The following is a 23,750-nucleotide window of genomic DNA, read 5'->3' as shown; positions in this document are numbered from 1 at the left end:
GTTATTCGTATTAAGCATCAAAATCAGTTGGCTGAATCGATACTTTCCAAATCACCCTGAATCGCTTGTGCGTTCGAATTAACTTCCGGTTTCAACTGCCCGCCATTCGCCAGGAAATCATGACGCTGGAAGTAGGCATCGCGCACCATCAGATAAGGATCTGACGAGTTACGCAGCAAACCATCGGAGTCCAATAACTGAGCGCGGGTTTCAATCCCTTCAACCATCCATTTACCTGCTGACATCCAGAACGTCAGATAACTCAATACCGGGTAAACATAATCAGCCGCATTACCACCATCCTCACGAATAGTGAAACTACCATAGCCCGGTAGTACCACATACGGGCCGTAACCGACGTTATAATGGCCCAGGGTACTGCCAAAACGGTGAGGGGTTTGTTTAGCCAGTTTAGGGTTAGCCATACTCGCCACATCTATCAAGCCACCCATACCCAAAATAGTATTCAGGAAAAAGCGGTTAAAGTGTTTCATGCCATTATACGGGTCACCCACCAGGAAGCTGTTGACCATACTGGCTGGCTCTTCAAGGTTACTCAGGAAATTACTCGTACCATTACGTGCAGGTTGTGGCACATAATCACGCCAAACTACGGCAACCGGACGCACCACGTAAGGATCAAGAACCTCATAGTTAAAATTGAACATTGCCCGGTTAAAACCTTCCAGCGGATCTGAGCGGCCCTGCTCGATGTGATCCGGCGAGCTACTGGCACACCCTACTAATAGCACGGTGGCAAAAGCCAGCCCAGTCAGGCGGTAGTTCATAATTTTCTCCATGAAATTCTGTCCAGCCCCTTACACTTAAGGGATCTGTTTGTTTATCTGTACATTAATCGTTTGCGGCTGCGCTTTCTCACCGAAACCCTGTACACCACTCTCGCCAAACCAGTCCCCTGCTTGCGGATTGGCCGTACCATCCAGCGAGATACGCGCCCGCACGTTCACCTGAGACAAAGAAGAGAGCAAGCGCTCTGGCATCATTGCATTGCTGTCATCAAGCGCTACAGATAGCGGGAATCGGCTCAAAGGCAATTGTTTTACTGCAACCGGTACCGGATTTGCCCCATCGGTTACCGAGATAATCAGGGTTCCCTGCTGGGGTAATTTCTGTGCGGCGTCGGAGGATAATGAAACCTCTATTCCCAGTGTAGCTGTTTCCTGCCCTGCCTGTGATTTGGCTTGCTGGATACTGCGTTTTATCACTTCTATGCGGGAATCGCCAGCAGGCAGCAATTTTAGCATAACTTCCCATGCACCAATCGCTTGTTTAAAATCCCCCTGCTCAAAAGCATTAAAAGCTAATAAACTCATGGCGCGCAGATTGGTGTGATCCTGCCCAACCATCGTTCGCAACATCTGGGTTGCGAGCTGATTATCCTGTTGATCGTTGGAGCGTGTCAGCACTTCGGCATAACCGAGTCTGACATCTTCATTATCCGGGGCAAGTTGATAAGCTTTTGCAAAAGCTTGGGTTGCGGTAGTGGCATTATTCAGTGCCATCCCCACCCTGCCGAGCATCATCCAGTCATTGACGTTGCCGGCATCTTGTTGCAAAGAAGTACGCAAGCCCAGTCCTAAACGTGCGATCTCTTCCGTGCTTAGCGGTTGCGCCCGTTCATTGGCAACTCTGGCGCGTAATTCAGGCATTTGCGCCTCAACCTGATGCCATGCCTGCACCTGAGCCAAACCACCGGTTTTCAGGTATAACCCTACCGCTACCACCACCAGAATCACCACCCCAGGCAATAACATCCAGCGGTTAATCGGGCTTATCTCTTCATCCGGTTGTTGCGGGATATCTGTCAGCAGGTTTTGTTGCAGTTCCTGAATCAGTTCTGGTCGCTGCTCTACCACGCCCTGTGCTTCATCTTCTGCCAATTCAGATAACCGATCCTGATAAATAGCCTTGTTCAATTCATCCCGAGTGGTCGCCGGTGCATGCTGGTTTTGTCGCATGGCAGGTATAACCAACAAGGCACCCGCGACCACCAGCAAAATGATCACTATCAGCCAAAAAGCCATTATGGTTGTTCCCTGTTAGTCTTTACGTGTTCAGTTGGCATGCTGTGTTGCACGGCAGCCGGTTTTTCCACACCGCGAGAATGTTCAGCTAGCAGATGATGTAATCGTTGCTGTTCCTGCGCCGACAGTGGAGTTTCTTTCACCACCCGCCGCCGTGCACGTAATACCACCACTGCGGCACCTATCAACACAAACAGTGCTGGCCCCACCCACAGAATCAGCGTCGCGGCAGTAACCGGTGGTTCATAAGTAACGAAGTTACCGTAACGGGCCACCATATAATCAATGATTTGCTGTTTGGAATTACCCTGCTGCATCAGTTCATACACTTTGGCACGCATATCAGCAGCAATAATGGCGTTGGAGTCGGCAATGCTGTTGTTCTGACATTTAGGGCAACGCAGTTGCTCCGTCAGCTCACGATACTGCTGCTCTTGTGCCTCAGATTTAAAGGTATAGGTATCGATGGCGGCAAACAAACTCCAACTCAGCATGAGGCCAAAGATCAGGCTCAGTAATCTCATGCGCCCCCCTGATACTTCTTATACAACGGCAGAATTTCTTGCAACCAGATGCGATCATTGAGATCACCGGCATGGCGATAACGGATAATACCCTGGCCGTCGATCAGAAAAGTTTCCGGCGCACCATAAACCCCCAGATCCAGCCCTAACATGCCATCGCCATCATACAAACTCAGCGCATAAGGATTACCCAGCGCATTGAGCCACTGTACCGCTTTGACACGATCATCTTTATAGTTCAACCCCACCACACGGATGCCCTGTGCTGCCAGCTTATTCAGGTATTGATGCTCAGCGCGGCACGTCGGGCACCAGGTCGCCCAGACATTGAGTAGCATGGGCTTACCATCATGTAATACTGCCTGATCAAAGGTTTTCCCCGGCTGGTCAAGAGATTCAAGTTTGAACGTTGGCACCGGTTTGCCAATCAACGCCGACTCCAACATCGTCGGATCATCACCATTAGCATTGCGGGTCAATTGCACTAAAAAGGCTACAACCAACAGTAAAAACAGTACCAACGGAATAAACATCAGCTTATTGAATGAAAAATGAGATTTCATTATTCAGCCTCCGATGCAGCACTGTGCTTTAATTTTTTACTCATCCGATAACGCGGATCAAGCATGCAGAAGATACCGCCGATAGCCATAAATACCCCGCCGAACCAGATCCAGCGGACAAAGGGTTTGTAGTACAAGCGCACCGCCCATGACCCGTCATCCAGTTCTTCACCCAGTGCAGCGTAAAGATCACGGCTGAAACCACCATCAATAGCAGCTTCAGTCATCATCGAACGGGCCACACTGTAATAGCGTTTCTCCGCATGTAACGTGGCTTCAGGTTTACCATTACGGGTGACATCAATAATACCAACACCGCCGGTATAGTTCGGCCCTTTGATATCGTGAACATCGCGGAACACGAAGTGATAATCGTGAATATTGATACTATCACCGGCCTTCATGCGCACATCACGCTCAACACTGTAATTTTGGCTAAAAGCAATACCGATCACCGTCACCGCAACACCCAAATGCCCCAATACCATGCCCCAATGACTGCGAGATAAGTGTGTTAAACCACGCCAAAAACCATGGCGGTGAGTCGCTCGCTCATGCAACTCCATCAATGTCAGGATAATGACCCAGATAGACATCATCAGACCGACAACAGTCATACCGGCAATAGTGTCTTGCAGCAGCCAGGGTACCAATATCGACAGCAGCAAAGTGATGACCAGAGCCACACTGAGGCGTTTCCATAGTTTGCTCGGCTCATCTCTGCGCCAGCGCACTAACGGCCCGATCCCCATCAGCAGCGCCATCGGTGCCATCAACCAGGTAAACATGGTATTAAAGAACGGTTCGCCGATTGAAATACTGCCCAGCCCCAGTTGCTTGTGAACCAATGGCAGCAAGGTACCCAGAAGCACCACCAGCATCGCGGCGATCAGCAGCACATTATTACCGAGCAGGAAAGTCTCGCGTGAGAACACCTCGTGCTGAGTACGGCTGCGCACTTGTGCGCCTTTAACCGCATACAGTAGCAATGAGCCACCGATAACAATCACCAGATAAGCCAGAATAAACATGCCACGGGCCGGATCAGAGGCAAAAGAGTGCACCGAAACCAGTACGCCGGAACGCACCAGGAAGGTGCCCATTAGGCATAGAGAGAATGCCGTAATCGCCAGCAATACCGTCCACGCTTTGAATGTTCCACGTTTTTCAGTCACCGCTAATGAGTGAATCAACGCCGTACCTGCCAGCCAAGGCATAAACGAGGCATTCTCAACCGGATCCCAGAACCACCAGCCGCCCCAGCCTAATTCATAATAAGCCCACGCCGAACCGAGCACGATCCCCATGGTCAGGAACACCCATGCCGCTTGAGTCCACGGCCGTGACCAGCGCGCCCAAGCACTGTCAAGCCGGCCAGCCATTAAGGAAGCGATGGCGAAAGCAAAAGCTACTGAGAACCCCACATACCCCATATAAAGCAGTGGCGGATGGAAAATCAGCCCGACATCCTGCAACAACGGATTTAAATCGTTACCGTCAATTGGGAAGTCCGGCAAGCTGCGGGTAAACGGATTTGACGTCAGAATAATAAATAACAGGAAACCACTGGTAATCATCCCCAGCACCGACAGCACTCGGGCTACCGCATCATCCGGCATTGAACGGCTAAAGAGCGCCACAGCCAGCGACCAGCAACTTAGCAGCAGCACCCACAGCAGCAGCGATCCCTCATGTGCGCCCCAGGTCGCCGCAATACGATAATAAACCGGCAGGTGTGAATTTGAGTTCGCCGCCACATAGGAGACAGTGAAATCATTCACCACAAACGCATACACCAGACATATAAATGACAGCGCGATGGTAGCAAACATACCGTAAGTCAAGGGTCTGCCAACCGCCATCATGCGGGCATCTTGACGCGCAGCACCCCATTGCGGATACAAACTCAGCAATAGTGAGATGGCCAGTGCCAGGCATAACAGGAAACTCCCCATTTCAGGCATCATGAGGCGTTGCCCTCACGCTTAGTGCTACTGTAAGCCTCTGCGGGGCGCGTGTGGTTTTCCTTCATCGCCTCTTTCACTTCTGGTGGCGTGTATTTCTCATCATGCTTTGCCAGCACCTCTTTCGCATTTACCGTATTGCCCTCAGCAAATACGCCTTGCGCTACCACCCCCTGCCCCTCGCGGAACAGATCCGGTAGAATGCCGGTATAAGTGACGGTGATTGCGCCACGCGCATCATAAACCTTGAAACTCATTTCCAACGTCTTATCATCACGTTTCACCGAACCCGGCATGACCATGCCGCCGATACGCAAACGCTGGCCTATTTCCGGCTTCTCGTGGCGCTCACCTTTACCCTGCAAAATTTCGCCAGGGGTATAGAACAGATCGATATTGGCACGCAGTGCGTACAACACCAGAGTGGTCGTCAGGCCGATGCCGATCAAAACCACCATCGCCAAATAGAGCCGACTTTTTCTACGTGGGTTCACTGCTGTTTCTCCTGCGAACGGGCGGAATGCTGAGTCTGATTTGCCTGCCGAATGCGCAGCTCCCGCGCCTGACGACGCTGAATATCCGCGAATAGCTGCTTGTGCTGCCACCACGTATATCCCCACAAACTAAACAGAGACAACAAAGTAACCGCCGCCGCCAGCCAGACATAAAAGGCATAGCCGCCCATGGCAAAAAATGCCGCCCAGGAGTGAAAGGCCGGATTCATAGACGTGGTTCCTTACGCAATAGGGCGCTAACCCAAGGTCGATGGCGTTCTTGCTGCAAAATCAAGTTGCGCAGGCGCATTAATGTCAGCGTAATAAAACATAATAAGTAGCCAATAATCGCCCAACGCAATGGCGAACGCATACTCGGATCAATGCTTTGCTGCATGTTGGTGGAACCTTGATGCAAGGTGTTCCACCACACCACCGAGAAATGAATGATTGGAATATTAACCACCCCGACCAGCACCAGAATACCGGCAGCCCGCCCGGCCAACTTGCGATCGTCAAATGCGTTATACAGCGCAATCACGCCAAGATAGAGGAACAGCAGCACTAATTCAGAGGTCAGTCGCGCATCCCAAATCCACCAGGTTCCCCACATCGGTTTACCCCAGGCAGAACCGGTGACCAATGCAATAAAGGTAAAGACCGCGCCGACCGGTGCCATGGCGGCCACCACGTTATCGGACATTTTCATTTGCCAGACCAGACCGACAAATGCCGCAATTGCCATCGACATGTAGATACCCATCGACCAGATAGCCGCCGGGACATGTAAGTAGATGATACGGAAACTGTCGCCTTGCTGGTAATCCGAGGGGGCGAAACCAAATCCCCACACCCAGCCCACCATCAGACAGACCACGCTAGCAATACCCAGCCATGGAACAAACCGGCCGCACAGCGTATAGAGCCGTTCGGGTTTAGCGAATTGATGAAACCATTTCCACATTTTTCATTGCTCACAGTAAAATTTGACAGGCATCACCCATTGGAATGCCGGTGCAGGGTACGGCGCACAATCTGCTCTGACTGCGTTGGCTACCGCGCTTAAGCTTATGAAAACGCTCACACACTTAACTGCACGCTTCTTTTTCGAAATTGTTACCTTCTGAGTGGCATTAAACTGCTAGTGCACACTCACTCTCAATGCGGCAGCGGTAGCAAAAGGCGCCAGTGTTGCACTCCCCGCTAACATTGCCCCCAAAATAGCCAGATACCCATCAATTGGCAGCGACATTGACGCCGCATCAATGGCCGCAGTAGCAAATATCAGCACCGGGATATACAGCGGCAGCACCAATAAACTCAGCAGCACCCCTCCCTTGCGTAACCCCACGGTCAGTGCCACACCAATAGCCCCGATAAAACTTAAGGTCGGTGTCCCCAACAGCAGCGTCAGCGCCATGGCAATCGCGGTATTGCTGTCGAGGGAAAGCAACAAAGCGACCAGCGGAGATAAAATCAGTAACGGTAATCCGGTCACGACCCAGTGAGCACACACTTTGCCTAACACCGTGAGTGCCAGTGGCGCGGGTAATAACAGCAACTGTTCAAGGGAGCCATCGTAGAAATCATCGCGGAATAGCCGCTCCAAAGAGAGTAACGATGCAAGCAATGCTGCCACCCAGACAATTCCCGGCGCAATACGCGCCAATAATTGCGGTTCCGGGCCGATCCCCAACGGAAACAAAGTGATGACAATCAGAAAAAACCAGAGCGGATTAACTATCTCTGCACCTTTTCTAAAGGCTATCTTTAATTCACGGCGCAACACGCTGATAAACATTAATTCTCCTGCGTGTTGGTTAAACGGATTTTACGTACACGTTGACCAACACCGTTCAGGTCCTGATGTGTGGTAAGCAGTACCATGCCACCGTTGGCTGCATGCTCGACAAACAGAGCTAACAGGGTAGCAACCCCCTGTTTATCAATCGCGGTCAACGGTTCATCCAAAATCCAGAGTGGAGCCTTGCTCAACCACAAACGGGCCAATGCCACGCGCCGTTGCTGCCCGGCAGATAATTGAGATACCGGTAAATCTTCATAACCCACTAACCCGACCTGAGATAAAGCCTGCCAGATTGCGGCGCTATCGACCTTTTGCCACACCGATTGGTAAAACGCCAGATTCTCAAAAGGCGTCAGTACCGACTTAATTCCCGGCTGATGGCCTAAAAACAATAAATCCTGATGATACTTAGCGCGATCTCGGCGAATATTCGCCCCCAACCAGCTCACCTGCCCTTCATCTGCATCGGCCAGTCCGGCTAAAATCCGCAATAGACTGGTTTTACCTGCACCATTTTGCCCCTCGACTTGGACAATTTCCCCCGCAGCCACACAGAAGCTCAACTGTTGGAACAAGCTTCGCTCATCTCGGATACAGGTCAGGTTTTTAGCTTCCAACATGAAGGTGTGGTTTCCACCGTAGGATTGTTGTTTCAGGAAAACTGAATGATAACATAAGGCTTAATCCTTACGTAGCGTGGGCCTGACCCTGGCCCTACTCTTATAGAGGTATTATTCGGTATAAGATCAAATTTCTGTAGAAAAAACCAACAACATTAGCGTTTGGTTACTTTACCCTCCCGTTCTGATGGGCTATTTCACGCCCTTAATAACTGCGCCCCCCTCCTCTGAATAGCACAAACTTAACCGCTGTGCTAACGTGGTAATTCCGTACTAGCAAGGAAGTACAACTCATGCATTTCTCTTCGATAGAGGACATCAGAACGGCCATTGATGGCATAGATTCGCAAATTGTCGCGTTAATCGCGCAACGGGGCCAATGTGTCAAAGCGGCCGCCGCATTTAAGCAGGATCAGAACGCAGTACGTGCGCCAGATAGGGTTCAGATAGTGATAGATCGCGTCACCGCAGAAGCCAATAAAGCAGGGCTAGCAGAAGAGATTATCGAGAAAGTCTACCGGACGATGATCAATGCCTTTATTGACTATGAACTTGAACAACATCAGCGCTTAGCACAGAAGTAAACAGAATTCAGTTATCACCGTTCCACTCGCAATGGGTAACCATGATATAGCGGAAATTTTTAATAAAATCCCCTTAGTTAAGTCAATTATCTTTATATCATCTAAACCATGGGAAATACCGTGGCGTAGCAGGATTCAAAGATGATTGAGTAGATAGACCAATAATTATTTACCGGCCCTACTGACCACTTGGCTATTCTTTAATACAATAAAAAGTGTAAAATATGCGAACATCAATATAGCAGTCTGCTATTTATCACTTTTTTATATTTATTCAATTTAATTTCAAGAGGTTAACGTGCAGGATTTACCAAACTGTCCAAAATGTAGTTCTAAATTTACATGGCAAGAAGGTGAACAACTGAATTGCCCGGAGTGTGGTCATGAATGGTCTGAAAGCAGTGCTTCAGCCACGGCCCAAGACGACCTGGTGGTGCGTGATGCCAACGGCAATTTATTGGCTGACGGTGATTCGGTCACTGTGGTTAAGGATCTGAAAGTAAAAGGCAGTTCTTCAACGCTGAAAATTGGTACCAAAGTGAAAGGTATTCGTCTGGTTGAAGGTGATCACAATATCGATTGTAAAATTGATGGGTTTGGTCCAATGAAGTTGAAATCAGAGTTCGTTAAGAAAAGTTAAATTCTTAATCAATGAATTACCCCCCCCGATAGAAATGTAGCCTCTGGGGGAATTGCCGTTGGTTGCTGAGTTTACTGGACACGAGTGGCGACAGCCTCGTGTCCTTAATTAACCTATTCAAATTAGCTTATTCACTTCTCACGTCAGCCTGATACTCGATGTTGTTAATGGCTTACGGCAAAAAAACAGTTATAAGGCTAGATAGCTACAACTGTGCCGATAAACATCGTTTTTCGGTTATTACTATCACTTAATCACTCTCAGTTGGTGACAGAGTAACCAAACAGCCAGCTAACCGCTTATTATCTGGATAAAAATGCGTATAATGCTCGGCAGTACACTTCAGCGGCAATCACCCTGCCGATGACCGGGTCCCCGTAGTTAAACGGATATAACAAGCCCCTCCTAAGGGCTAGTTACTGGTTCGATTCCAGTCGGGGACACCATTAGCACTTCTCAGTACATCCCACTAAGTCCATAAAATCCTGTTAAAACAACGATAAATAGACATTTGGCGTCTAAAGAGATCCCACAATGTTTAGTGGAATCTAAGCACATATGTGTATAGGATTGCGTATAACGCTAGGTTCGATCTTTAGGGCTATACACATGCTACTCACAGATATCCAAATTCGCCGGGCTAAAGCCCAAGATAAAGCCTATACCTTGAATGATGGCAATGGCCTATCCCTATTGATTGAACCCAATGGCTCCAAGGGTTGGCGCTTCCGTTACCGCTTTGCCGGGAAGCCTAAAATGATATCTTTCGGCCTGTATGGTGATATTTCATTAGCCGATGCTCGCAAGAAACGCGATGAAGCCAGAGCGCAAGTGGCCAACAGCATTAACCCCAGTGATGCCCGCAAAGCTGAAAAGATAGCCCTACAGCATTCCCACGCCAACACGTTCGAGGCTATCGCCAAAGAATGGCATACCTCCAAATTACCCACCTGGACGCAAGAATATGCGGATACGGTTATGCGTGGCTTCGATAACAACGTATTTCCTTATATCGGCAAGCGCCCAATTGACCAAATAGCGCCGTTGGAACTGTTAGCCGTTCTGCAACGCATCGAAAAACGTGGCGCACTGGAACTCACCGGAAAAATCAGGCGGCGCTGTGGTGAAGTATTCCGCTATGCAGTAGTGACAGGGCGGGCCACTTATAACCCAGCCCCTGATTTGGCCAGCGCATTGAACCGCCCCAAGAATGGCCATTACCCTTTCCTGACTGAAAGTGAGTTACCCGAATTTATTCAGGCATTGGATAACTATAAAGGCAGCAAACTGACCAAATACGCCACCCAGTTGTTAATGCTCACGGGCGTAAGAACTATCGAGCTACGGGCCGCTGAATGGTCTGAATTTGATCTGGATAATGCCTTGTGGGAGGTTCCTAAAGAACGGATGAAAAAGCGCCGCCCTCATCTTGTACCGCTTTCCACACAAGCCTTAGCGATCCTTGAAAAGCTAAAGGTGCTGACAGGGAATTATAAGTTGGTGTTCCCCGGACGCAATGATGCCGGTAAGCCGATGAGTGAGGCGAGTATCAATAAGGTGATCAAGATGCTGGGTTATCATGGCAGGGCCACCGGTCACGGCTTCCGGCACACCATGAGCACTATCTTGCATGAGAAAGGCTATAACAGTGCATGGATTGAAACCCAGCTTGCCCATGTTGATAAAAATTCCATCCGTGGAACTTATAACCATGCGCAATATCTCGAAGGGCGCAGGGAGATGTTGGAATGGTATGGGACATACATTTTAAATGCAAAGAACTACTAAATTATTTTTTATCGACAAAAGGCCTTACATCTACAACTTTTGTATTTATATAAAAATTATCTATATATACAGTATCATTAAATTTAGTACCAAACTCCCTCTTACGAGAATCAAAAATAACTAGGAAACCTACTTTCGAGTTCGTATTTCTTAGATAATGTAATATCTGTGACTCTCCACTTATAGCATAAGTAGAACTATAGCCTTCCCCACACATTTTCAATTCAACAACTATATTCAGACCTCCTTTTAAAAGGATATATAAATCAATGAATCCAGCACCAGCTCTAGGTTCCTGGATAAGTTCTATACACGACTTTCCAAACTTACCCTTTAAATAAGTTATCAATGCATGTTTTGATACTTCTTCTGGATTTTTAGTCCATCTATATCTTTTTATGGTATCTTCTTTGTTAGCAACCCAAAATTGCATTCTAGAATCAGAAGACATTGACTCTATAAATCCATCGAGTGCTAAAGAAAAGTCATCAAGACTGATAGAGTGATTGTCACTAACTATTATACTTTTATTACTCTCCACTAACTCTTCATTATCAAAATGTTGAATACAGTTTTGTATATGAGAATTTAAAACATCAATATTTATAGATGAATACTGTTTTGCTTTATTAAAGTATTTAAATGCGTCTATCCATTTATTATTTTTTTCTAATATTCTTGCATAGGTAAAACAGATATTCGGTTGTTCTCCATTTATCTTAATTAGTTTTTTCAAAACAATCTCTGCATCATTCCACAACTCATTCTTAAATAGAATGGCTATTAGATCTTGATAGGCATCATAATAAAATTCATTTAGTTCCAAAGAAGTATTATAACTTTTAATAGCCTCTGTTAAGAATCCTTCCTCATAATAAACTCTAGCCATTATATAATAGACCATTGCTTTTAAATCTCCTTCTCTATGGTCTGCAATATTCAGTGCTGAATCAAGAAACTCCAATTTACTATGAATGTTATAACAAGGTTTTAAAGCTTTAGCCATAAACATAGAGGTTTTCAAATTTGAATGTTCTGAGGATAATATTCTTTTTTCGAATTCTTGATCTATTACTTCATTTTAATTTGATAGATATTCATTTAATTCCTGAGATAATAAAAACTCCTCATCATCTATGATGGAAATAATTGAATCCGCTTCTAGCTTATACCTATTTGCTTCATCGTGCTTTTTGATTTTATTACAGCATAACTCAGCCAAAGATAAAGATGCATGAAAACCTTCCAAATTCCCATATAAACCTCTCCGTAGATCACAAATTTCAACGACTAAATCATACGCAACATTTGATCTATTTAATTCAATAAGTAGAGAGGCTTTTTTATGCTTCAATGAAGCTAAATACTCTCTATCCAACAAATTATCACTACTATATAAATTGATAGCTTTATCTATAATATTAAGTGCTTCATCAGGATTTTTCCCTGCTATGATAGAAAATAGAAGCATCATGTTATTTACTGCTTGTTTTTTATTCCCACAAACAAGATGATTATCGATAGATAAAGTAGCATAATGTTTTACATCTTCATACTCACCGTTTACTCTAGCTAATTGACCATATATATAACCTAGAAGTTTTTTATTTTTAATATTACTAATTAACTCTTTAAACAAGATGGTTGAAGCATTAAATGATCCCTTTCTAAATAAAACATTTGCCTTCTCAAAAAGCAATATTTCTTTCATTTCATCTTTTAATTCATCTCCATGATTTTCATATATTAACTCAATATCACTTTCGATATAATCAAACATTTTAAAGTGAAGTGACAAACCTAATATGCTTAAACTTAATTCTTTCTTTCTGTTTTTATCTACAACTAATGAGTAAAGTCTCTTTAGATTGAAATAAATAACCTTATCTTTGGATAACGGTAATCTGTCTTTATTTTCTTCAAAAACATAATAAGCATCATCAACTTTATCACAATTTAGTAACTCTGAGAAACTGGATAAAAATGGAGCTGTGATATCTTCAAAACCTTTTTTTACCGCATCAAAAATACGTAAAGATATATCATCGGAATCATTATTAATAGAATCTCCAGATTCAGACTCTCCAATTACACTCAAACTATCCATATCAAATTCAAATCTGAATGTTTTATTTGTCATTCGTTTCTCCAATTTAACATTGAGTTAATGTTGTTATACTGTGATTTTATACAATATTTTATTTTGTACAAATCTTTAATCCCACGGAAACGGCACTACACCGCACCCGCCTGCACACTTTGCTTTATAAACTTATTTCAGTTTTAAATTCCTACAAACCCTAGCGCCAGCCCGCGCCGTGACTGGGGTTCTGGCTGAAAATCCCAACTGAAAAGATTGAAAAGAATTTCAGTAAATTTCAGTTTCACTTTATCTAACCTTACCGCTGAAAGTTTTAATTATATGATTTAAAAGACATATTCTATTTTACGTGGTCAGGGTGGAAAAAATTAGGTGAGAGAATAGCGTGGGGGAAATGTTGAAACCCTTGCCGGGCGTGGCTTCGCGGGGCAAGGTTATTTTTGGCTAACTGAAAAACACAGTACAGGGCCGGGAAGAAAATCGAGCGCCAGAGTGGTAACACCGGGCTAGCGGTTGGCCACGTAATCCTTGCTCACCCTACGCGTAATTTGCGGTTTTGCGTCACTGATTGCCTGCTGTTGTTCCTCATCTTTATGGGCCACTTGCAATAGCCGGATAGCCTCTTGCCGTTCCTGCGGTGATATATGGTCTACCAAGTCCTTAATTAACCGGCTATGCGTTAACGCACTGGGGCTAAGGGTATGGGAAAAGGTCGCATTCATCACAAAGGTATGGCCACATTCAAGATTAGTACAAGCACAATAGAGATCCGCTATATGGCTATGCTTGCGGTTAGTTTTACGAATATGAGCGGGTGTACCACAATCTGGACAAATAACTTTAAAAACTCGCATATTGATATGGCCCTCTGTTTAAAGCCAGAACCGCCAGCCAGAAAATAAGCCTCGAACTGACTCGTTTTTATATTGTCTCTTACGCCTGTGACTGGTATCAGTGGTAACGCTGGTAACACCTTTGATTTATATAGATAAACTGAGTTACCACTGAGCAATATCAACTGGTAACCGGTGGTAACAGGCTGATTTCTGTTACCAGTGTTACCAATAGCCCTCTACTACTGGTAACAGCCCTGCCCCTTGCGGCTTATGGTTGTTACCTCTGTTACCAGTGTTACCAGTTCTCAATAAGACTCGCGTAAATGTATTAACCTAAAACCGTGCTATTGAACTGATAGACCCGTTTCAGCCCCATTTCTGGCAGGCGAATGTTTTTCTGTGTCCGGGCATCCTCTGGCACATCGAGATAACCGGCCTTTACACAGAGTTGAGCTACTTTCTTGGCATCAAAGCCCTTGCAGATTTCTTTCCAACCGGTGGCCAAAATAAAGAAAGTCGTCACCGCATCTTCTTTGTTATTGCCTTTATCCACTCGCCGGAAGCCCACCATGTTAGCCGGGCGGCTGCGCTCGTCATGCCAGTCAGCAAAGCGGCTGAACTGATTACGGGTAATGAACTCTTTCACCTGCTCCAGTGCGGCAGCGTCTTCCTGATTGGCGGTGTGACCACGATCCCCCATCCACGCATTAAGGCAGGTTTGTGCTGCCCGGAACGCCTCGCCCTCTGGCCAGCCGGTGATCCCAACCTGTGTGGCCAACTCTCCGGCCATTGCCACCAGTGCAAAACGGGTAACTGCGCGGCCCACCTGATTACCGGCGTTCTCCGGGGTAAGCAGCCGGGTATATTCTTTTAGCAGTATCTTGGCCTTGCTGGTCATACCGGTCAGGTCTGCAGTTAAAAATCGCAACCAAGCGCGGAACGGCTCACCGTAGCAGGAAGCAACCGCCTGTTCTAAGTGCTCCGACAGTGCTTTACCTCCGGCAAAGCCGTGCAACTCTTCAAATACACCATGCTTACCGGAATCACTGGGGATCTGTACCATCCGTACTTCCACCCCGGCATAAGTACGCTCTCCGGCGTTGGCAGCATGTTCGACTAACGACAATTCACCGGTAGACAGAAACAACAGACACCAGCGATTAGCCTCGCGCAAACTGCCGTCAGTACGCGCCCGCGCTTTCCCTTGGCCATTCGCCAGCATATAGGCGATATTCCCGGCCTCTCTGCCGTCCACTTCCCGTATTTCGTCTAACATTAGGGTGGCATCATTGCGGCGGCTGGCGGTGCCCTCCAGCGCATTACCGGTTGAGCGCCACGTATGCCAGAAGTCAGTGCCACCACAAACTGAAGCCGCCACTTTCATAGTGGTGGTTTTACCGTCCGTTGATTCCCCTTTCAGGTGATAACCACCGCCGCCCACACCGACCAGTTTTAACAGTGGTGAGGCAAAAGAGAGACTGACAGAAAACGCCACCCGGCCATTACCGACACAATAACGGGAAACCTGATCGCGCCATTCGTCCAGTGTTCCAGCCGTTCTGAAATCCCGCCCTTGCACACTGGCGGTTTGTAAGATTACCGACTCAGCCCCAACGCCGATCACTTCGTCTTGCAACACGTAAACCGAACCATGCCAGCCGGTTTTATTAACACAAGTTACCTTGCGCTCTGGCTTGCACAGGGAAAGGTATTCCATCAAATGCGCCCGTGCCTGCCCGGTGGTACTGATATAAGACAGGCCATTACTCAACAGAATGCGCCGCAGCTCTTCCCCACTGCTACTGAGCATCTCCATCGGCATGGCCCACTTTCGGCTGATACCGTTGGTGTCTTCCCATTCCAGCAAGCGGCCATAATTGCCGCCGTCAGAATCGCAGGTAATCGCCGTGACTCTTACCGGGCTGCACAATTTGATATTGCGGATCTCGGTATCACCATCAGACTTATTCACCAACTTGTCATACCAGAGATATTCCTGCGTTAAGCGGAACCCCTGCGGCAGTTTGGTTTTGCCTTTACCAAACAAGATCATTTCTTCCCGAAAGGCTTCCTTAGCTCGTTCCAACCCGTTATCACGGCGGTAATCGTCCCAATCCGCTTTATGACGGGTAGGCGGTAGTGATACCCAGCCATCTACCGCTTTAGCGGCTTTCTCGGCCCACTGCTTACCGGTGTTCTCTTTACCATCATCAAAATCGTTATCCCCAGCGATAATCAACCGTGCATCGGGCCATTTATGGCGCAGGTGTTGCGCCACGTTCGGCAGATTGTTAACCGCGACTGCCGCCACAACCAGCCCATCAGTTAACATATCCAGCGTTAAAGCCGTGGCATAACCCTCTGTGATAACAACCAGCTCCGGGTTATCCCCTGCCTCTAATGGGTGAACCGCAATAAACGCCCCTTTAAGCACCGTATTGGGCAATAACCGCTTGTCACCTAACGGGCTAATAAGCTGACCACCGGTTAGCTTGCCGTCGATATCAGTTAGCGGTAACAACAAAGAGCCTGCCGGGAAGTCCATACCTCCCGTTTTATGAACATCCTGCGTAATGGATTGGCTATGGACAGACAACCCCTTATTAGCCAGATAACTGCTTTCTCCGCTGCTGCAACGGGCTAGCAAAGCGTGGTAAACCTTGGCCACCATCGCCTTTTTACGCTCTTCGGGGATTTCATTTCTGGCAGGCTTAATCGCTTCCTGCGGTGCATTCGGTAAGGTTAGCGTCTTGGCCACCTCAGTTGCCGCCTGAAATGCCCCGTTGCCAGAAACCAAACGAATAAGATCCAACCCATCACCATGACTGCACTGGCTACAAATCCATGTGCCACGGCCCTCTTGATCATCAAAGCGGAAACGATCACTACCGCCACACTTCGGACAAGCACCGTGTTTACCATTCTCCGGCACGGTAATACCCAGCGCTGGCAAAATATGCGGCCAACGCCCACGGGCCGCTTGCAGCGTTTCAGAGACAAATTGACTGCTCATCGCGGCGTCTCCATCGTAAATATGAAAAGAAATAACAGTGACGGGAATAAATTAACGGCGCTCATTCTTTCCCCTGTCAAATTCGTTATCCAATACAGAATCTAAATCTTCATAAATACAATCAAAGACAGCTGCAATATTGACTGAATTAACATGAGGCTGTGGGGTTTCATTTTTTGAGTACAATAACTCTCTCATTAATTCTGAAACCAGCATGGCCCGTAGAACTTTATCTACACTTCCCTGCGCTAAATTATATTTAGTCGTCATGTTATGCCTCCTGCACAGGCAAACGCCCGGCAAAAAGCAGTATGTAATCTGCGGCATAACGGCGGCGGGCCGTCTTCTCATTCTCTGCGATGATATGCAGCATGACAGGGCTAATTTTCTGTTGGGTGCGGTTGATCGCCGCAAAGATGTAGGTACACTTTGACGTAGCCATTGCGTTAGTTCCTCTAACATGATGGTCAGGCCCGGCTTGGTGTTGGTAGCACCTTGACGGGCCGCTGTATTTTGTCGGTACGCCGTGTTAACGTACGTACCTAACGAAAGACAGCTTATGAGGTTATGTACGTACGTGTCAACTATAAAACGAGATAAAAGCCCGAAAGGTGACGGTCTATCGCCAACATTCCAAATTCGTATCGCACCAGAACTGCGTGAACAACTTAATGCGGAAGCGGCTAAAGATGGCGTGAGCCTTGGCAATTGGCTTAAAGAGCTGGCCCGGCAGGAATTAAAACGCCGTGGCATAGAACCTAAAGCATAAATACTTTTGTCAGTAATATAACCGTATATATCCGAACCTATTTTATTGACGGAAATAACGGTGAATGAGATAGTCAAATCAGCATTAATTGAATTATTTTTCATTGTTGTTTTCCGATAGAAGAGAACCATACCCGGCCCAGCAGCCGGGTATTTCTTATCTGTAATATAAAAATTAACTTAACGCTATTGCAGAAACCCAACCTTTACCGACCATAATAGTGGCGTCTGATAAACTAAATTCCCTCGGCTTACTTATTTTTGCTTTAACACCACGTTTAGAAAAATAAGAACGGTTAGCACTAAAACGTAACCGGTCAGTGCCAATGCTGGCGGGGCTATCAGTAACCGCCAGACCACTTAAATAAAAATGACCTTTGTCCTGAAAATCTTCTTCCACTTCGATGGAGCAAAACAGTTTTTGCCCCAGTTCGTTATAACTCATCAATTTGGCCGTGGGCCGGATACGAGCATACAAATGAACAATACCTCTTTGCTTATCACTGCGTAGCGCCAGCACCTCGCCTAAATTATCCCGGTCACGTTTATGCTCTTCCCAAATCAATGCCGTGTAAGTGCGTACATCATAGGTTTCAGCCATATCAAGCAGCCACTGCGATTCAATTTTGCGGCCATCAAGAGTGGTTCCCTCGGTGGCGATACATATCCAGCCGGTAGTTAATTGCGAATCAGTCATTAGCTACCTCACTTCTTAACCAAGCTAACAGCACTTTCATCGGCTGCCGCATATAAGAAACCGTTCCCTAGGGCATAGCCCTCATTGCGCCAATAGCTGTGCTCATAAACGCACCGGTCATCGACAAACTCAGCTCGGAAGCGGCGGCTTCCCTTTTGGGTATAAATATGCAAATTACTTAATGTAGTCACCGCCAAGCGTTTACCCGGCATAAATGGGGGGACAAAAGCGAAGCGCCCTGCTACCGAACTCATTAGCATTTGGGCTGCGGCCACATCAGATGGACGGTCTGCGGTATTAAATAACCGTAAACGTTCTGCTGCTGCCAATTCAGCACCAATCATCACTACCAAGCGGGGATCTTCTCGATAGGCTTAGGGGATTTTTTCAGTAATAAGATGATTAGCAAGTGCATCTAAATGTGCAAAATCGCCTCCATCACCAATAGTAAATCCATCGGTCAATACCTGAGAGCCGCCATTAAATTCTTTAGCAATTGCGTGCCAACCAATATTTACATCTTCCCCCTTAGGGCAAGCAATAGGATCTGTTGGATAAGCAATCCGTTGGCCATTTAATCCAACCCGCAACATATCCAATGAAACCGCTGTAGCGAAGAAATCTGAGACAGTCTGTGTGAAATGCCCAATACCTCCTACATTAGCAATTGCAGCCATTCGCTCATAAGAGAGAGATGCACAGGAATCTGTATCTGCTAAAGAATAGTCAGAGCCTTCAATCTTTAATTCTCGATTAAAACGCCCCTCAATTGATCTTCCAGTATGTAAGCCTGATTCTCCTATCTCAATATTCTGTCCTTGTGGTGTATCCACATCCAACAAGATAATATTATTCATCATCCAGCCTGATTCCAGCATAGAAACACGCAACTGATTTTCAGCCGGTTCAGAAATAGAAAAACTATTATTGTTATCAAATCTAGATGCTATATTACCAATGAAATTTTGATGAAACTGTCCCGCCATAGCAGGAGGATTAATTCTAGCCATTATAATTTCCTTTTATGAAATGAATTACTTGATCTATTGTTTAAAGGGACTGGTTTAATTCTTGCAATCGACGTTTAGTCCAATCCGTCTTTCCTTTCATATCTTTAACATACTCACTTACCGACATTATTTTCCTAATACTCTCACTTTCTGGCCGATAGTATTGCATACTGAATTCAGCATTTTCTTTTCCACCTTTAGACAATAAATATTTATCATTAGGTATAGAACATTTATCTAAAATAGATTTTATTGATTTTTCTAGTATATTTAGCTCTTTCCAAGCATAAATATGTGATTTCAATCCAAAATTAAACGTTCCCTCTTTATATGTTCTAGCTGGCAGTGGGTCTAAAGGTAATAATGTCATCACCTTGCTTTTAAGTCCTTTTACTCCATTGTTAAGCATAGACTCAGTTTGCTCTCGTAGTAGTCCCAACAAACCTTTACGGGCTGATACCTCTAGTATTGCTTGCTCAAGGTATTGATGCTCATTTTCCATTTTATATTGAACATCAGCAATTAAATGACGAGTATTCTCATGATAATCAGATAAACTACTAACACCACGCTTGGCGTTATTTAGTTCAATTTTTAATTGCTGTATTTTTTGCTCTATCTTCTTTACGTTGCTTTCTTCTCTTTGGCAAATAATCAAACCTCTCTCGACCAGTGAGTTTATTTCTTCTGATGTACAGTTCGCGCGAGGAGTTGCATAACCCGTTAATAATTCGAATTGTTCCAATAAGGGGGCCATTTTCTTTAATCGATATATTTCGATTACCCGGATTGCATAACCAGCATCACCCTGCTCAGGGGAAAATGGTATTGGCTGATATGTCACAATAGTATTGATATCATCATCATACTTCGTCAGTTGTAATTCTTTTAGCATCTCATTTCTCTCTTTGAAATATTTCCATTAATCCAATTAATTACTTCCCCCTCAACCCATGCAACGGATCTTTCTCCGATAGGGATATTGTTAGGGAAGTTCCCTTCTTTCATCTTGAAATAAATAGTAGAACGTTTTAACCCGGTAATAGACATCACATCGGGTAACCGTATTAACCTTTTTGCCATATTATTTATGGTAATAGAATCCCGCTCCATAAAATTATCCTTTAATAGACTTGTATAAATGTGTGAAGACGCTATTAGACTTACATTTCCCCTAGCCAATGTAAATATAGGGTGAATGGACACAACCTAAATTAATACCAATAATTGCTTCTTATTTGTACACCTAATGGTGAATAAAGGTTAATGACAGTTAATAAGGGTTAAGAAGCTTTTCTGTAACTAAATGTAAAAAAAAGAGAATTAAGAGCATTAGGTCAGAGATACTCTATATAGGTAGGCTAATAACATGAATATTGAGTTAGGTGTGACTATCTCGAATAAGAGAAAAATTTATGTATAAGGATATGTATAAGTAGATTAAGAAAAATTAAAAATAAGCATTAAAAACATATAATTAAGTAAATAGTTCGATTCCAGTCGGGGACACCATTAGCACCTCTCAGCACATCCCACTAAGTCCATAAAATCCTGTTAAAACATTACCAGCCAACCCATCCCCCTCACTATATGTGACTTGTTCCTCACTCCATTTCTCGTTGGCACATAATAAATATTTATGATAAATATCAATAAATAACGTACAAACCCCCTCTATTTTCACCCAGAAAATCCACTATTTTTTACTCTCGGCTTGCGGATTTAGATATATCGATCTAAATTAGATATATCTAAGTTGTTTAGATATATCTAAAGGAGAGTCATTATGTTTGGTTTTTCAAAATGTGGTCATCACCAAGGTGGTGAGCACCATGAAGGGCAGCGTTGTTGTGGCAAAAGAATGCATCGCGGGGGCCGTCATCATATGGCCGCTGAAGGCGCTGAGGCAGTAAGGGGTGGCAGGCGTGGTCGTGGTGATAAAATGCACCGTTTGTTCGAACACGGAGATTTGCGCATCGTACTCTTGGCGCTGGTTGATAAAAAGCCGAGCCACGGCTACGAGCTGATTAAAGCAATTGAAGAAGCGTCTTCTGGGCTCTATGTCCCAAGCCCTGGGGTTATCTACCCAACGCTAACGCTGCTAGAAGAGCAAGATTTTGTCACGCCAGTGGCAACCGGTAATGGCCGTAAAAGCTACCAAATCACTGATGCGGGTAAAGTGGAATTACAACAAAATCAACAAATAGTGGATGTAATTTTCTCCCGCTTGGCGCAGGTAAATCGACGGCCAGAAGGGAATCTGGCAGAAGGTATTTCTGATGCTATGCATCGCTTACGCCATATTCTGCGCAGCAGTATGATGCGTTCTGATGTCGCACCAGAGCAGGTGGCGCGCATTAACGCCGCATTACTGACAGCAGTAGAAGTGATTGAAAAAGAATTAGCCCCCCCATCGGTTACAACTGATGAAAAAGATCAGGAGAAAAGCTGATGCCGGGATATCGTTATCGCATCACCATTGAGCCGCTAACCGACCGCAAAGGTGACGCTATTGATAAAGCCCCGCTAACGTTCGAAGCCGAGAATCACGACGAGATCCTCGGCATCATCGAACGGTTACAAGCGCGGGAAGATATAGACTTCGGCAAAGAGAAAACCGCAGCATTTGCCCTCGGGCTGAAACTGTTTTCAGAAACAATGCTGGAAAACCGTAAACACCCGCTGTTTGCACCGCTGCGCACCGCATTTACCGATTTCATGATTCATCTGAAGAAAGGCCCGCACGATCGTAATGATAGCGCCGAGTAATACATCATAAGGAGAAAATGGACCCGCTCCCGACTATATTTATCCACTGGGGATATCGGCTATAGACGATATCCCGGCAGATGACTTAATCCAAATCGGCACCGTTACTGGCAATAACTTTTTTGTACCAATAAAAGGATTTCTTTCTCTTACGGGCTAAAGACCCGTTGCCCTGATCATCACGGTCAACATAAACAAAACCATAGCGCTTGCTCATTTCACCGGTAGAAGCAGAAACCAGATCAATACAACCCCATGAGGTATAGCCCATTACCGGAATGCCATCAGCAATGGCCTCCCCCATCGCGTTGATATGCTCGCGCAAATAACTGATGCGATAATCATCGTCAATCTCGCCTTGCGGGTTGATTTCATCCTTGGCACCCAGCCCATTCTCAACCAAAAATAGCGGTTTCTGATAGCGGTCGTACATCATGTTCATGGTGATGCGCAAACCTAAAGGATCAATACCCCAACCCCATTCACTGGCCTTAATGTGAGGATTTTTCAGCGATTTTACGATATTCGCCGCACTGCTATTATGGTCGTTCATATCTGCCGACGCACAGCGGGAGGCATAATAACTAAAGGAGACAAAATCCACTGTGTGTTTGAGTATCTCGTCGTCACCCGTTTCAGTCACAATTGAAATCCCTTTCTCCCTGAAAAGCCGTTTGGTATAAGCCGGATAAGCACCTCGGGCCTGTACATCAATAAAAAACAGATTTTCACGGTCTTTCTCCAGCGCGGCCCACACATCCTCGGGTTTGCACGTGCGCGGATAGAAGTTCCCCCCCGCCAACATGCAACCCACCTGATTAGCAGGATTGACCTCATGGGCAATTTTTGTCGCCAAGGCGCTGGCAAGCAACTCATGATGAGCCGCCTGATACTTTACTTGCTCCTGATTTTCCTGTTGCTCAAACACCAACCCAGCGCCAGAGAACGGACTATGCAACAGGATATTAATCTCGTTAAACGTGAGCCAGTATTTAACTAATCCATCAAACGCCGTAAAACATGTGCGCGCATAACGGGCAAAGAAATCAACCATTTTCCGGTTACGCCACGAGCCATATTTTGTGACCAGATGCATGGGAACATCAAAGTGGCACAGCGTCACTAGTGGCTCAATATTGTACTTTTTACACTCGGCAAAAAGGTCGCGATAAAATGCGATGCCCTCCGCATTTGGGGTTAGCTCATCACCGTTAGGGTAAATTCGGCTCCATGCGATTGAGGTACGAAATACGGTGAACCCCATTTCGGCCATTAATGCGATATCATCTTTATAACGATGATAGAAATCGATCGCCTGATGACTGGGATAAAACTCATCATCTCTTAAGGTAAAACGCTTCTCCTGCCCCAACTTTACTGCCAAACGGTGTGGTCCATGAGGGATCATATCAACCGTCGTCAGCCCTTTTCCACCTTCAAAGCAAGCACCTTCGGCCTGGTTTGCGGCTAATGCGCCGCCCCATAAGAAACCGTCGGGAAATGTTGATGCTGGCATTACATACCTCG

At 45.9% G+C, this 23,750-nt stretch carries 26 protein-coding genes, 1 tRNA gene and 1 pseudogene; 7 read left to right on the top strand and 21 right to left on the bottom strand.

Going from position 1 to position 23,750, the window contains the following annotated elements; translation table 11 throughout:
* Nucleotides 1–23 precede the first annotated feature (23 nt).
* From mlaA to ccmA, 10 genes are all read right to left on the bottom strand, one after another.
* Nucleotides 24–788, bottom strand: coding sequence for a phospholipid-binding lipoprotein MlaA (gene mlaA, locus A6J67_RS10425; protein WP_072088816.1), 765 nt, complete (start codon nt 786–788; stop codon nt 24–26).
* A gap of 36 nt (nt 789–824) precedes the next feature.
* Nucleotides 825–2,045: a c-type cytochrome biogenesis protein CcmI gene (gene ccmI, locus A6J67_RS10420; RefSeq protein ID WP_005183463.1), complete on the bottom strand. Its 1,221-nt coding sequence runs from the start codon at nt 2,043–2,045 to the stop codon at nt 825–827.
* Nucleotides 2,045–2,569 carry a cytochrome c-type biogenesis protein CcmH gene (locus tag A6J67_RS10415; RefSeq protein ID WP_032905919.1) on the bottom strand — a complete coding sequence of 175 codons (525 nt, stop codon included), beginning with the start codon at nt 2,567–2,569 and terminating at the stop codon, nt 2,045–2,047. Before A6J67_RS10415 ends, ccmI begins: the two co-directional genes overlap by 1 nt.
* Nucleotides 2,566–3,132 carry a DsbE family thiol:disulfide interchange protein gene (locus A6J67_RS10410; RefSeq protein ID WP_032905920.1) on the bottom strand — a complete coding sequence of 189 codons (567 nt, stop codon included), beginning with the start codon at nt 3,130–3,132 and terminating at the stop codon, nt 2,566–2,568. Before A6J67_RS10410 ends, A6J67_RS10415 begins: the two co-directional genes overlap by 4 nt.
* Nucleotides 3,132–5,099 (bottom strand): heme lyase CcmF/NrfE family subunit, encoded by a 1,968-nt coding sequence (locus A6J67_RS10405; RefSeq protein ID WP_032905921.1) that lies wholly within the window; start codon nt 5,097–5,099, stop codon nt 3,132–3,134. The genes A6J67_RS10410 and A6J67_RS10405 overlap by 1 nt, the downstream gene beginning before the upstream one ends.
* Entirely contained in the window at nt 5,096–5,590 is a 495-nt protein-coding gene (ccmE, locus tag A6J67_RS10400; RefSeq protein WP_032905922.1) for a cytochrome c maturation protein CcmE, read from the bottom strand. Before ccmE ends, A6J67_RS10405 begins: the two co-directional genes overlap by 4 nt.
* A complete protein-coding gene (gene ccmD / locus A6J67_RS10395; protein WP_032905923.1) occupies nt 5,587–5,820 on the bottom strand; it encodes a heme exporter protein CcmD in 234 nt (77 codons plus the stop codon). Before ccmD ends, ccmE begins: the two co-directional genes overlap by 4 nt.
* On the bottom strand, nt 5,817–6,554 hold the full coding sequence (locus A6J67_RS10390) for a heme ABC transporter permease (protein ID WP_005183466.1): 738 nt from the start codon (nt 6,552–6,554) through the stop codon (nt 5,817–5,819). Before A6J67_RS10390 ends, ccmD begins: the two co-directional genes overlap by 4 nt.
* A gap of 177 nt (nt 6,555–6,731) precedes the next feature.
* Nucleotides 6,732–7,391 (bottom strand): heme exporter protein CcmB, encoded by a 660-nt coding sequence (gene ccmB, locus A6J67_RS10385; protein WP_005183467.1) that lies wholly within the window; start codon nt 7,389–7,391, stop codon nt 6,732–6,734.
* On the bottom strand, nt 7,391–8,017 hold the full coding sequence (gene ccmA, locus A6J67_RS10380) for a cytochrome c biogenesis heme-transporting ATPase CcmA (RefSeq protein ID WP_032905924.1): 627 nt from the start codon (nt 8,015–8,017) through the stop codon (nt 7,391–7,393). The genes ccmB and ccmA overlap by 1 nt, the downstream gene beginning before the upstream one ends.
* A gap of 293 nt (nt 8,018–8,310) precedes the next feature.
* On the opposite strand from ccmA, the gene A6J67_RS10375 reads away from it, so the two are divergent.
* The 4 genes from A6J67_RS10375 (at nt 8,311) to A6J67_RS10360 (ending at nt 11,029) form a co-directional block, all read left to right on the top strand.
* The gene (locus A6J67_RS10375) at nt 8,311–8,601 is read left to right on the top strand and encodes a chorismate mutase (protein ID WP_005183468.1); all 291 of its coding nucleotides are present in this window, start codon (nt 8,311–8,313) and stop codon (nt 8,599–8,601) included.
* Nucleotides 8,602–8,899: 298 nt separating this feature from the next.
* Nucleotides 8,900–9,241, top strand: a complete 342-nt coding sequence (locus A6J67_RS10370) for a zinc ribbon domain-containing protein YjdM (RefSeq protein WP_005183469.1) — start codon at nt 8,900–8,902, stop codon at nt 9,239–9,241.
* Nucleotides 9,242–9,612: 371 nt separating this feature from the next.
* Nucleotides 9,613–9,687: transfer RNA gene (locus A6J67_RS10365), tRNA-Arg, on the top strand.
* Between the two features lie 163 nt (nt 9,688–9,850).
* Nucleotides 9,851–11,029 carry a tyrosine-type recombinase/integrase gene (locus tag A6J67_RS10360; protein ID WP_050296737.1) on the top strand — a complete coding sequence of 393 codons (1,179 nt, stop codon included), beginning with the start codon at nt 9,851–9,853 and terminating at the stop codon, nt 11,027–11,029.
* Between the two features lies 1 nt (nt 11,030).
* Here the strand turns inward: A6J67_RS10360 and A6J67_RS10355 are convergent, their stop codons facing one another.
* The 6 genes from A6J67_RS10355 to A6J67_RS10325 form a co-directional block, all read right to left on the bottom strand.
* On the bottom strand, nt 11,031–12,041 hold the full coding sequence (locus tag A6J67_RS10355) for a tetratricopeptide repeat protein (RefSeq protein WP_080608159.1): 1,011 nt from the start codon (nt 12,039–12,041) through the stop codon (nt 11,031–11,033).
* Nucleotides 12,042–12,110: 69 nt separating this feature from the next.
* A complete protein-coding gene (locus A6J67_RS10350) occupies nt 12,111–13,169 on the bottom strand; it encodes a hypothetical protein (protein ID WP_080608158.1) in 1,059 nt (352 codons plus the stop codon).
* A 467-nt stretch (nt 13,170–13,636) separates the two neighbouring features.
* The gene (locus A6J67_RS10340; RefSeq protein ID WP_005172006.1) at nt 13,637–13,984 is read right to left on the bottom strand and encodes an ogr/Delta-like zinc finger family protein; all 348 of its coding nucleotides are present in this window, start codon (nt 13,982–13,984) and stop codon (nt 13,637–13,639) included.
* 310 nt (nt 13,985–14,294) lie between these two features.
* Entirely contained in the window at nt 14,295–16,979 is a 2,685-nt protein-coding gene (locus A6J67_RS10335) for a DUF927 domain-containing protein (protein ID WP_080608157.1), read from the bottom strand.
* A 51-nt stretch (nt 16,980–17,030) separates the two neighbouring features.
* Nucleotides 17,031–17,249 carry a hypothetical protein gene (locus tag A6J67_RS10330; protein ID WP_004703795.1) on the bottom strand — a complete coding sequence of 73 codons (219 nt, stop codon included), beginning with the start codon at nt 17,247–17,249 and terminating at the stop codon, nt 17,031–17,033.
* Between the two features lies 1 nt (nt 17,250).
* A complete protein-coding gene (locus A6J67_RS10325) occupies nt 17,251–17,421 on the bottom strand; it encodes a host cell division inhibitor Icd-like protein (RefSeq protein ID WP_050296740.1) in 171 nt (56 codons plus the stop codon).
* A gap of 135 nt (nt 17,422–17,556) precedes the next feature.
* On the opposite strand from A6J67_RS10325, the gene A6J67_RS10320 reads away from it, so the two are divergent.
* On the top strand, nt 17,557–17,748 hold the full coding sequence (locus tag A6J67_RS10320) for a toxin-antitoxin system HicB family antitoxin (RefSeq protein ID WP_050296741.1): 192 nt from the start codon (nt 17,557–17,559) through the stop codon (nt 17,746–17,748).
* A gap of 174 nt (nt 17,749–17,922) precedes the next feature.
* Here the strand turns inward: A6J67_RS10320 and A6J67_RS10315 are convergent, their stop codons facing one another.
* The 4 genes and pseudogenes from A6J67_RS10315 to A6J67_RS10300 form a co-directional block, all read right to left on the bottom strand.
* Nucleotides 17,923–18,444 carry a GPO family capsid scaffolding protein gene (locus A6J67_RS10315; protein ID WP_050296742.1) on the bottom strand — a complete coding sequence of 174 codons (522 nt, stop codon included), beginning with the start codon at nt 18,442–18,444 and terminating at the stop codon, nt 17,923–17,925.
* Nucleotides 18,445–18,452: 8 nt separating this feature from the next.
* Nucleotides 18,453–19,454, bottom strand: a pseudogene (locus A6J67_RS10310) (P2 family phage major capsid protein).
* Between the two features lie 40 nt (nt 19,455–19,494).
* On the bottom strand, nt 19,495–20,349 hold the full coding sequence (locus A6J67_RS10305) for a hypothetical protein (protein WP_050296744.1): 855 nt from the start codon (nt 20,347–20,349) through the stop codon (nt 19,495–19,497).
* Entirely contained in the window at nt 20,343–20,567 is a 225-nt protein-coding gene (locus A6J67_RS10300; RefSeq protein WP_226967894.1) for an AlpA family transcriptional regulator, read from the bottom strand. Before A6J67_RS10300 ends, A6J67_RS10305 begins: the two co-directional genes overlap by 7 nt.
* 673 nt (nt 20,568–21,240) lie before the next feature.
* On the opposite strand from A6J67_RS10300, the gene A6J67_RS10295 reads away from it, so the two are divergent.
* Nucleotides 21,241–21,906 carry a PadR family transcriptional regulator gene (locus tag A6J67_RS10295; RefSeq protein ID WP_005183552.1) on the top strand — a complete coding sequence of 222 codons (666 nt, stop codon included), beginning with the start codon at nt 21,241–21,243 and terminating at the stop codon, nt 21,904–21,906.
* A complete protein-coding gene (locus A6J67_RS10290; protein WP_032905948.1) occupies nt 21,906–22,223 on the top strand; it encodes a DUF3861 domain-containing protein in 318 nt (105 codons plus the stop codon). Before A6J67_RS10295 ends, A6J67_RS10290 begins: the two co-directional genes overlap by 1 nt.
* Before the next feature lie 85 nt (nt 22,224–22,308).
* Here the strand turns inward: A6J67_RS10290 and A6J67_RS10285 are convergent, their stop codons facing one another.
* A complete protein-coding gene (locus tag A6J67_RS10285; RefSeq protein ID WP_005183555.1) occupies nt 22,309–23,739 on the bottom strand; it encodes a 6-phospho-beta-glucosidase in 1,431 nt (476 codons plus the stop codon).
* Nucleotides 23,740–23,750 lie beyond the last annotated feature (11 nt).

Origin of the sequence: Yersinia sp. FDAARGOS_228, from assembly GCF_002073315.2 — a bacterium.
GTDB lineage: Bacteria > Pseudomonadota > Gammaproteobacteria > Enterobacterales > Enterobacteriaceae > Yersinia > Yersinia intermedia.
The sequence above is the reverse complement of the archived record's forward strand: the minus strand, read 5'-3'. Positions and strand labels throughout refer to the sequence as shown.

Bases quoted from the DNA above. Each gene is read 5' to 3' on its own strand.
- mlaA (WP_072088816.1), bottom strand. From the start codon at position 788: ATGAACTACCGCCTGACTGGGCTGGCTTTTGCCACCGTGCTATTAGTA.
- ccmI (WP_005183463.1), bottom strand. From the start codon at position 2,045: ATGGCTTTTTGGCTGATAGTGATCATTTTGCTGGTGGTCGCGGGTGCC.
- A6J67_RS10415 (WP_032905919.1), bottom strand. From the start codon at position 2,569: ATGAGATTACTGAGCCTGATCTTTGGCCTCATGCTGAGTTGGAGTTTG.
- A6J67_RS10410 (WP_032905920.1), bottom strand. From the start codon at position 3,132: ATGAAATCTCATTTTTCATTCAATAAGCTGATGTTTATTCCGTTGGTA.
- A6J67_RS10405 (WP_032905921.1), bottom strand. From the start codon at position 5,099: ATGATGCCTGAAATGGGGAGTTTCCTGTTATGCCTGGCACTGGCCATC.
- ccmD (WP_032905923.1), bottom strand. From the start codon at position 5,820: ATGAATCCGGCCTTTCACTCCTGGGCGGCATTTTTTGCCATGGGCGGC.
- A6J67_RS10390 (WP_005183466.1), bottom strand. From the start codon at position 6,554: ATGTGGAAATGGTTTCATCAATTCGCTAAACCCGAACGGCTCTATACG.
- ccmB (WP_005183467.1), bottom strand. From the start codon at position 7,391: ATGTTTATCAGCGTGTTGCGCCGTGAATTAAAGATAGCCTTTAGAAAA.
- ccmA (WP_032905924.1), bottom strand. From the start codon at position 8,017: ATGTTGGAAGCTAAAAACCTGACCTGTATCCGAGATGAGCGAAGCTTG.
- A6J67_RS10375 (WP_005183468.1), top strand. From the start codon at position 8,311: ATGCATTTCTCTTCGATAGAGGACATCAGAACGGCCATTGATGGCATA.
- A6J67_RS10360 (WP_050296737.1), top strand. From the start codon at position 9,851: ATGCTACTCACAGATATCCAAATTCGCCGGGCTAAAGCCCAAGATAAA.
- A6J67_RS10355 (WP_080608159.1), bottom strand. From the start codon at position 12,041: ATGTTTATGGCTAAAGCTTTAAAACCTTGTTATAACATTCATAGTAAA.
- A6J67_RS10350 (WP_080608158.1), bottom strand. From the start codon at position 13,169: ATGACAAATAAAACATTCAGATTTGAATTTGATATGGATAGTTTGAGT.
- A6J67_RS10340 (WP_005172006.1), bottom strand. From the start codon at position 13,984: ATGCGAGTTTTTAAAGTTATTTGTCCAGATTGTGGTACACCCGCTCAT.
- A6J67_RS10335 (WP_080608157.1), bottom strand. From the start codon at position 16,979: ATGAGCAGTCAATTTGTCTCTGAAACGCTGCAAGCGGCCCGTGGGCGT.
- A6J67_RS10330 (WP_004703795.1), bottom strand. From the start codon at position 17,249: ATGACGACTAAATATAATTTAGCGCAGGGAAGTGTAGATAAAGTTCTA.
- A6J67_RS10325 (WP_050296740.1), bottom strand. From the start codon at position 17,421: ATGGCTACGTCAAAGTGTACCTACATCTTTGCGGCGATCAACCGCACC.
- A6J67_RS10315 (WP_050296742.1), bottom strand. From the start codon at position 18,444: ATGACTGATTCGCAATTAACTACCGGCTGGATATGTATCGCCACCGAG.
- A6J67_RS10305 (WP_050296744.1), bottom strand. From the start codon at position 20,349: ATGCTAAAAGAATTACAACTGACGAAGTATGATGATGATATCAATACT.
- A6J67_RS10300 (WP_226967894.1), bottom strand. From the start codon at position 20,567: ATGGAGCGGGATTCTATTACCATAAATAATATGGCAAAAAGGTTAATA.
- A6J67_RS10295 (WP_005183552.1), top strand. From the start codon at position 21,241: ATGTTTGGTTTTTCAAAATGTGGTCATCACCAAGGTGGTGAGCACCAT.
- A6J67_RS10290 (WP_032905948.1), top strand. From the start codon at position 21,906: ATGCCGGGATATCGTTATCGCATCACCATTGAGCCGCTAACCGACCGC.
- A6J67_RS10285 (WP_005183555.1), bottom strand. From the start codon at position 23,739: ATGCCAGCATCAACATTTCCCGACGGTTTCTTATGGGGCGGCGCATTA.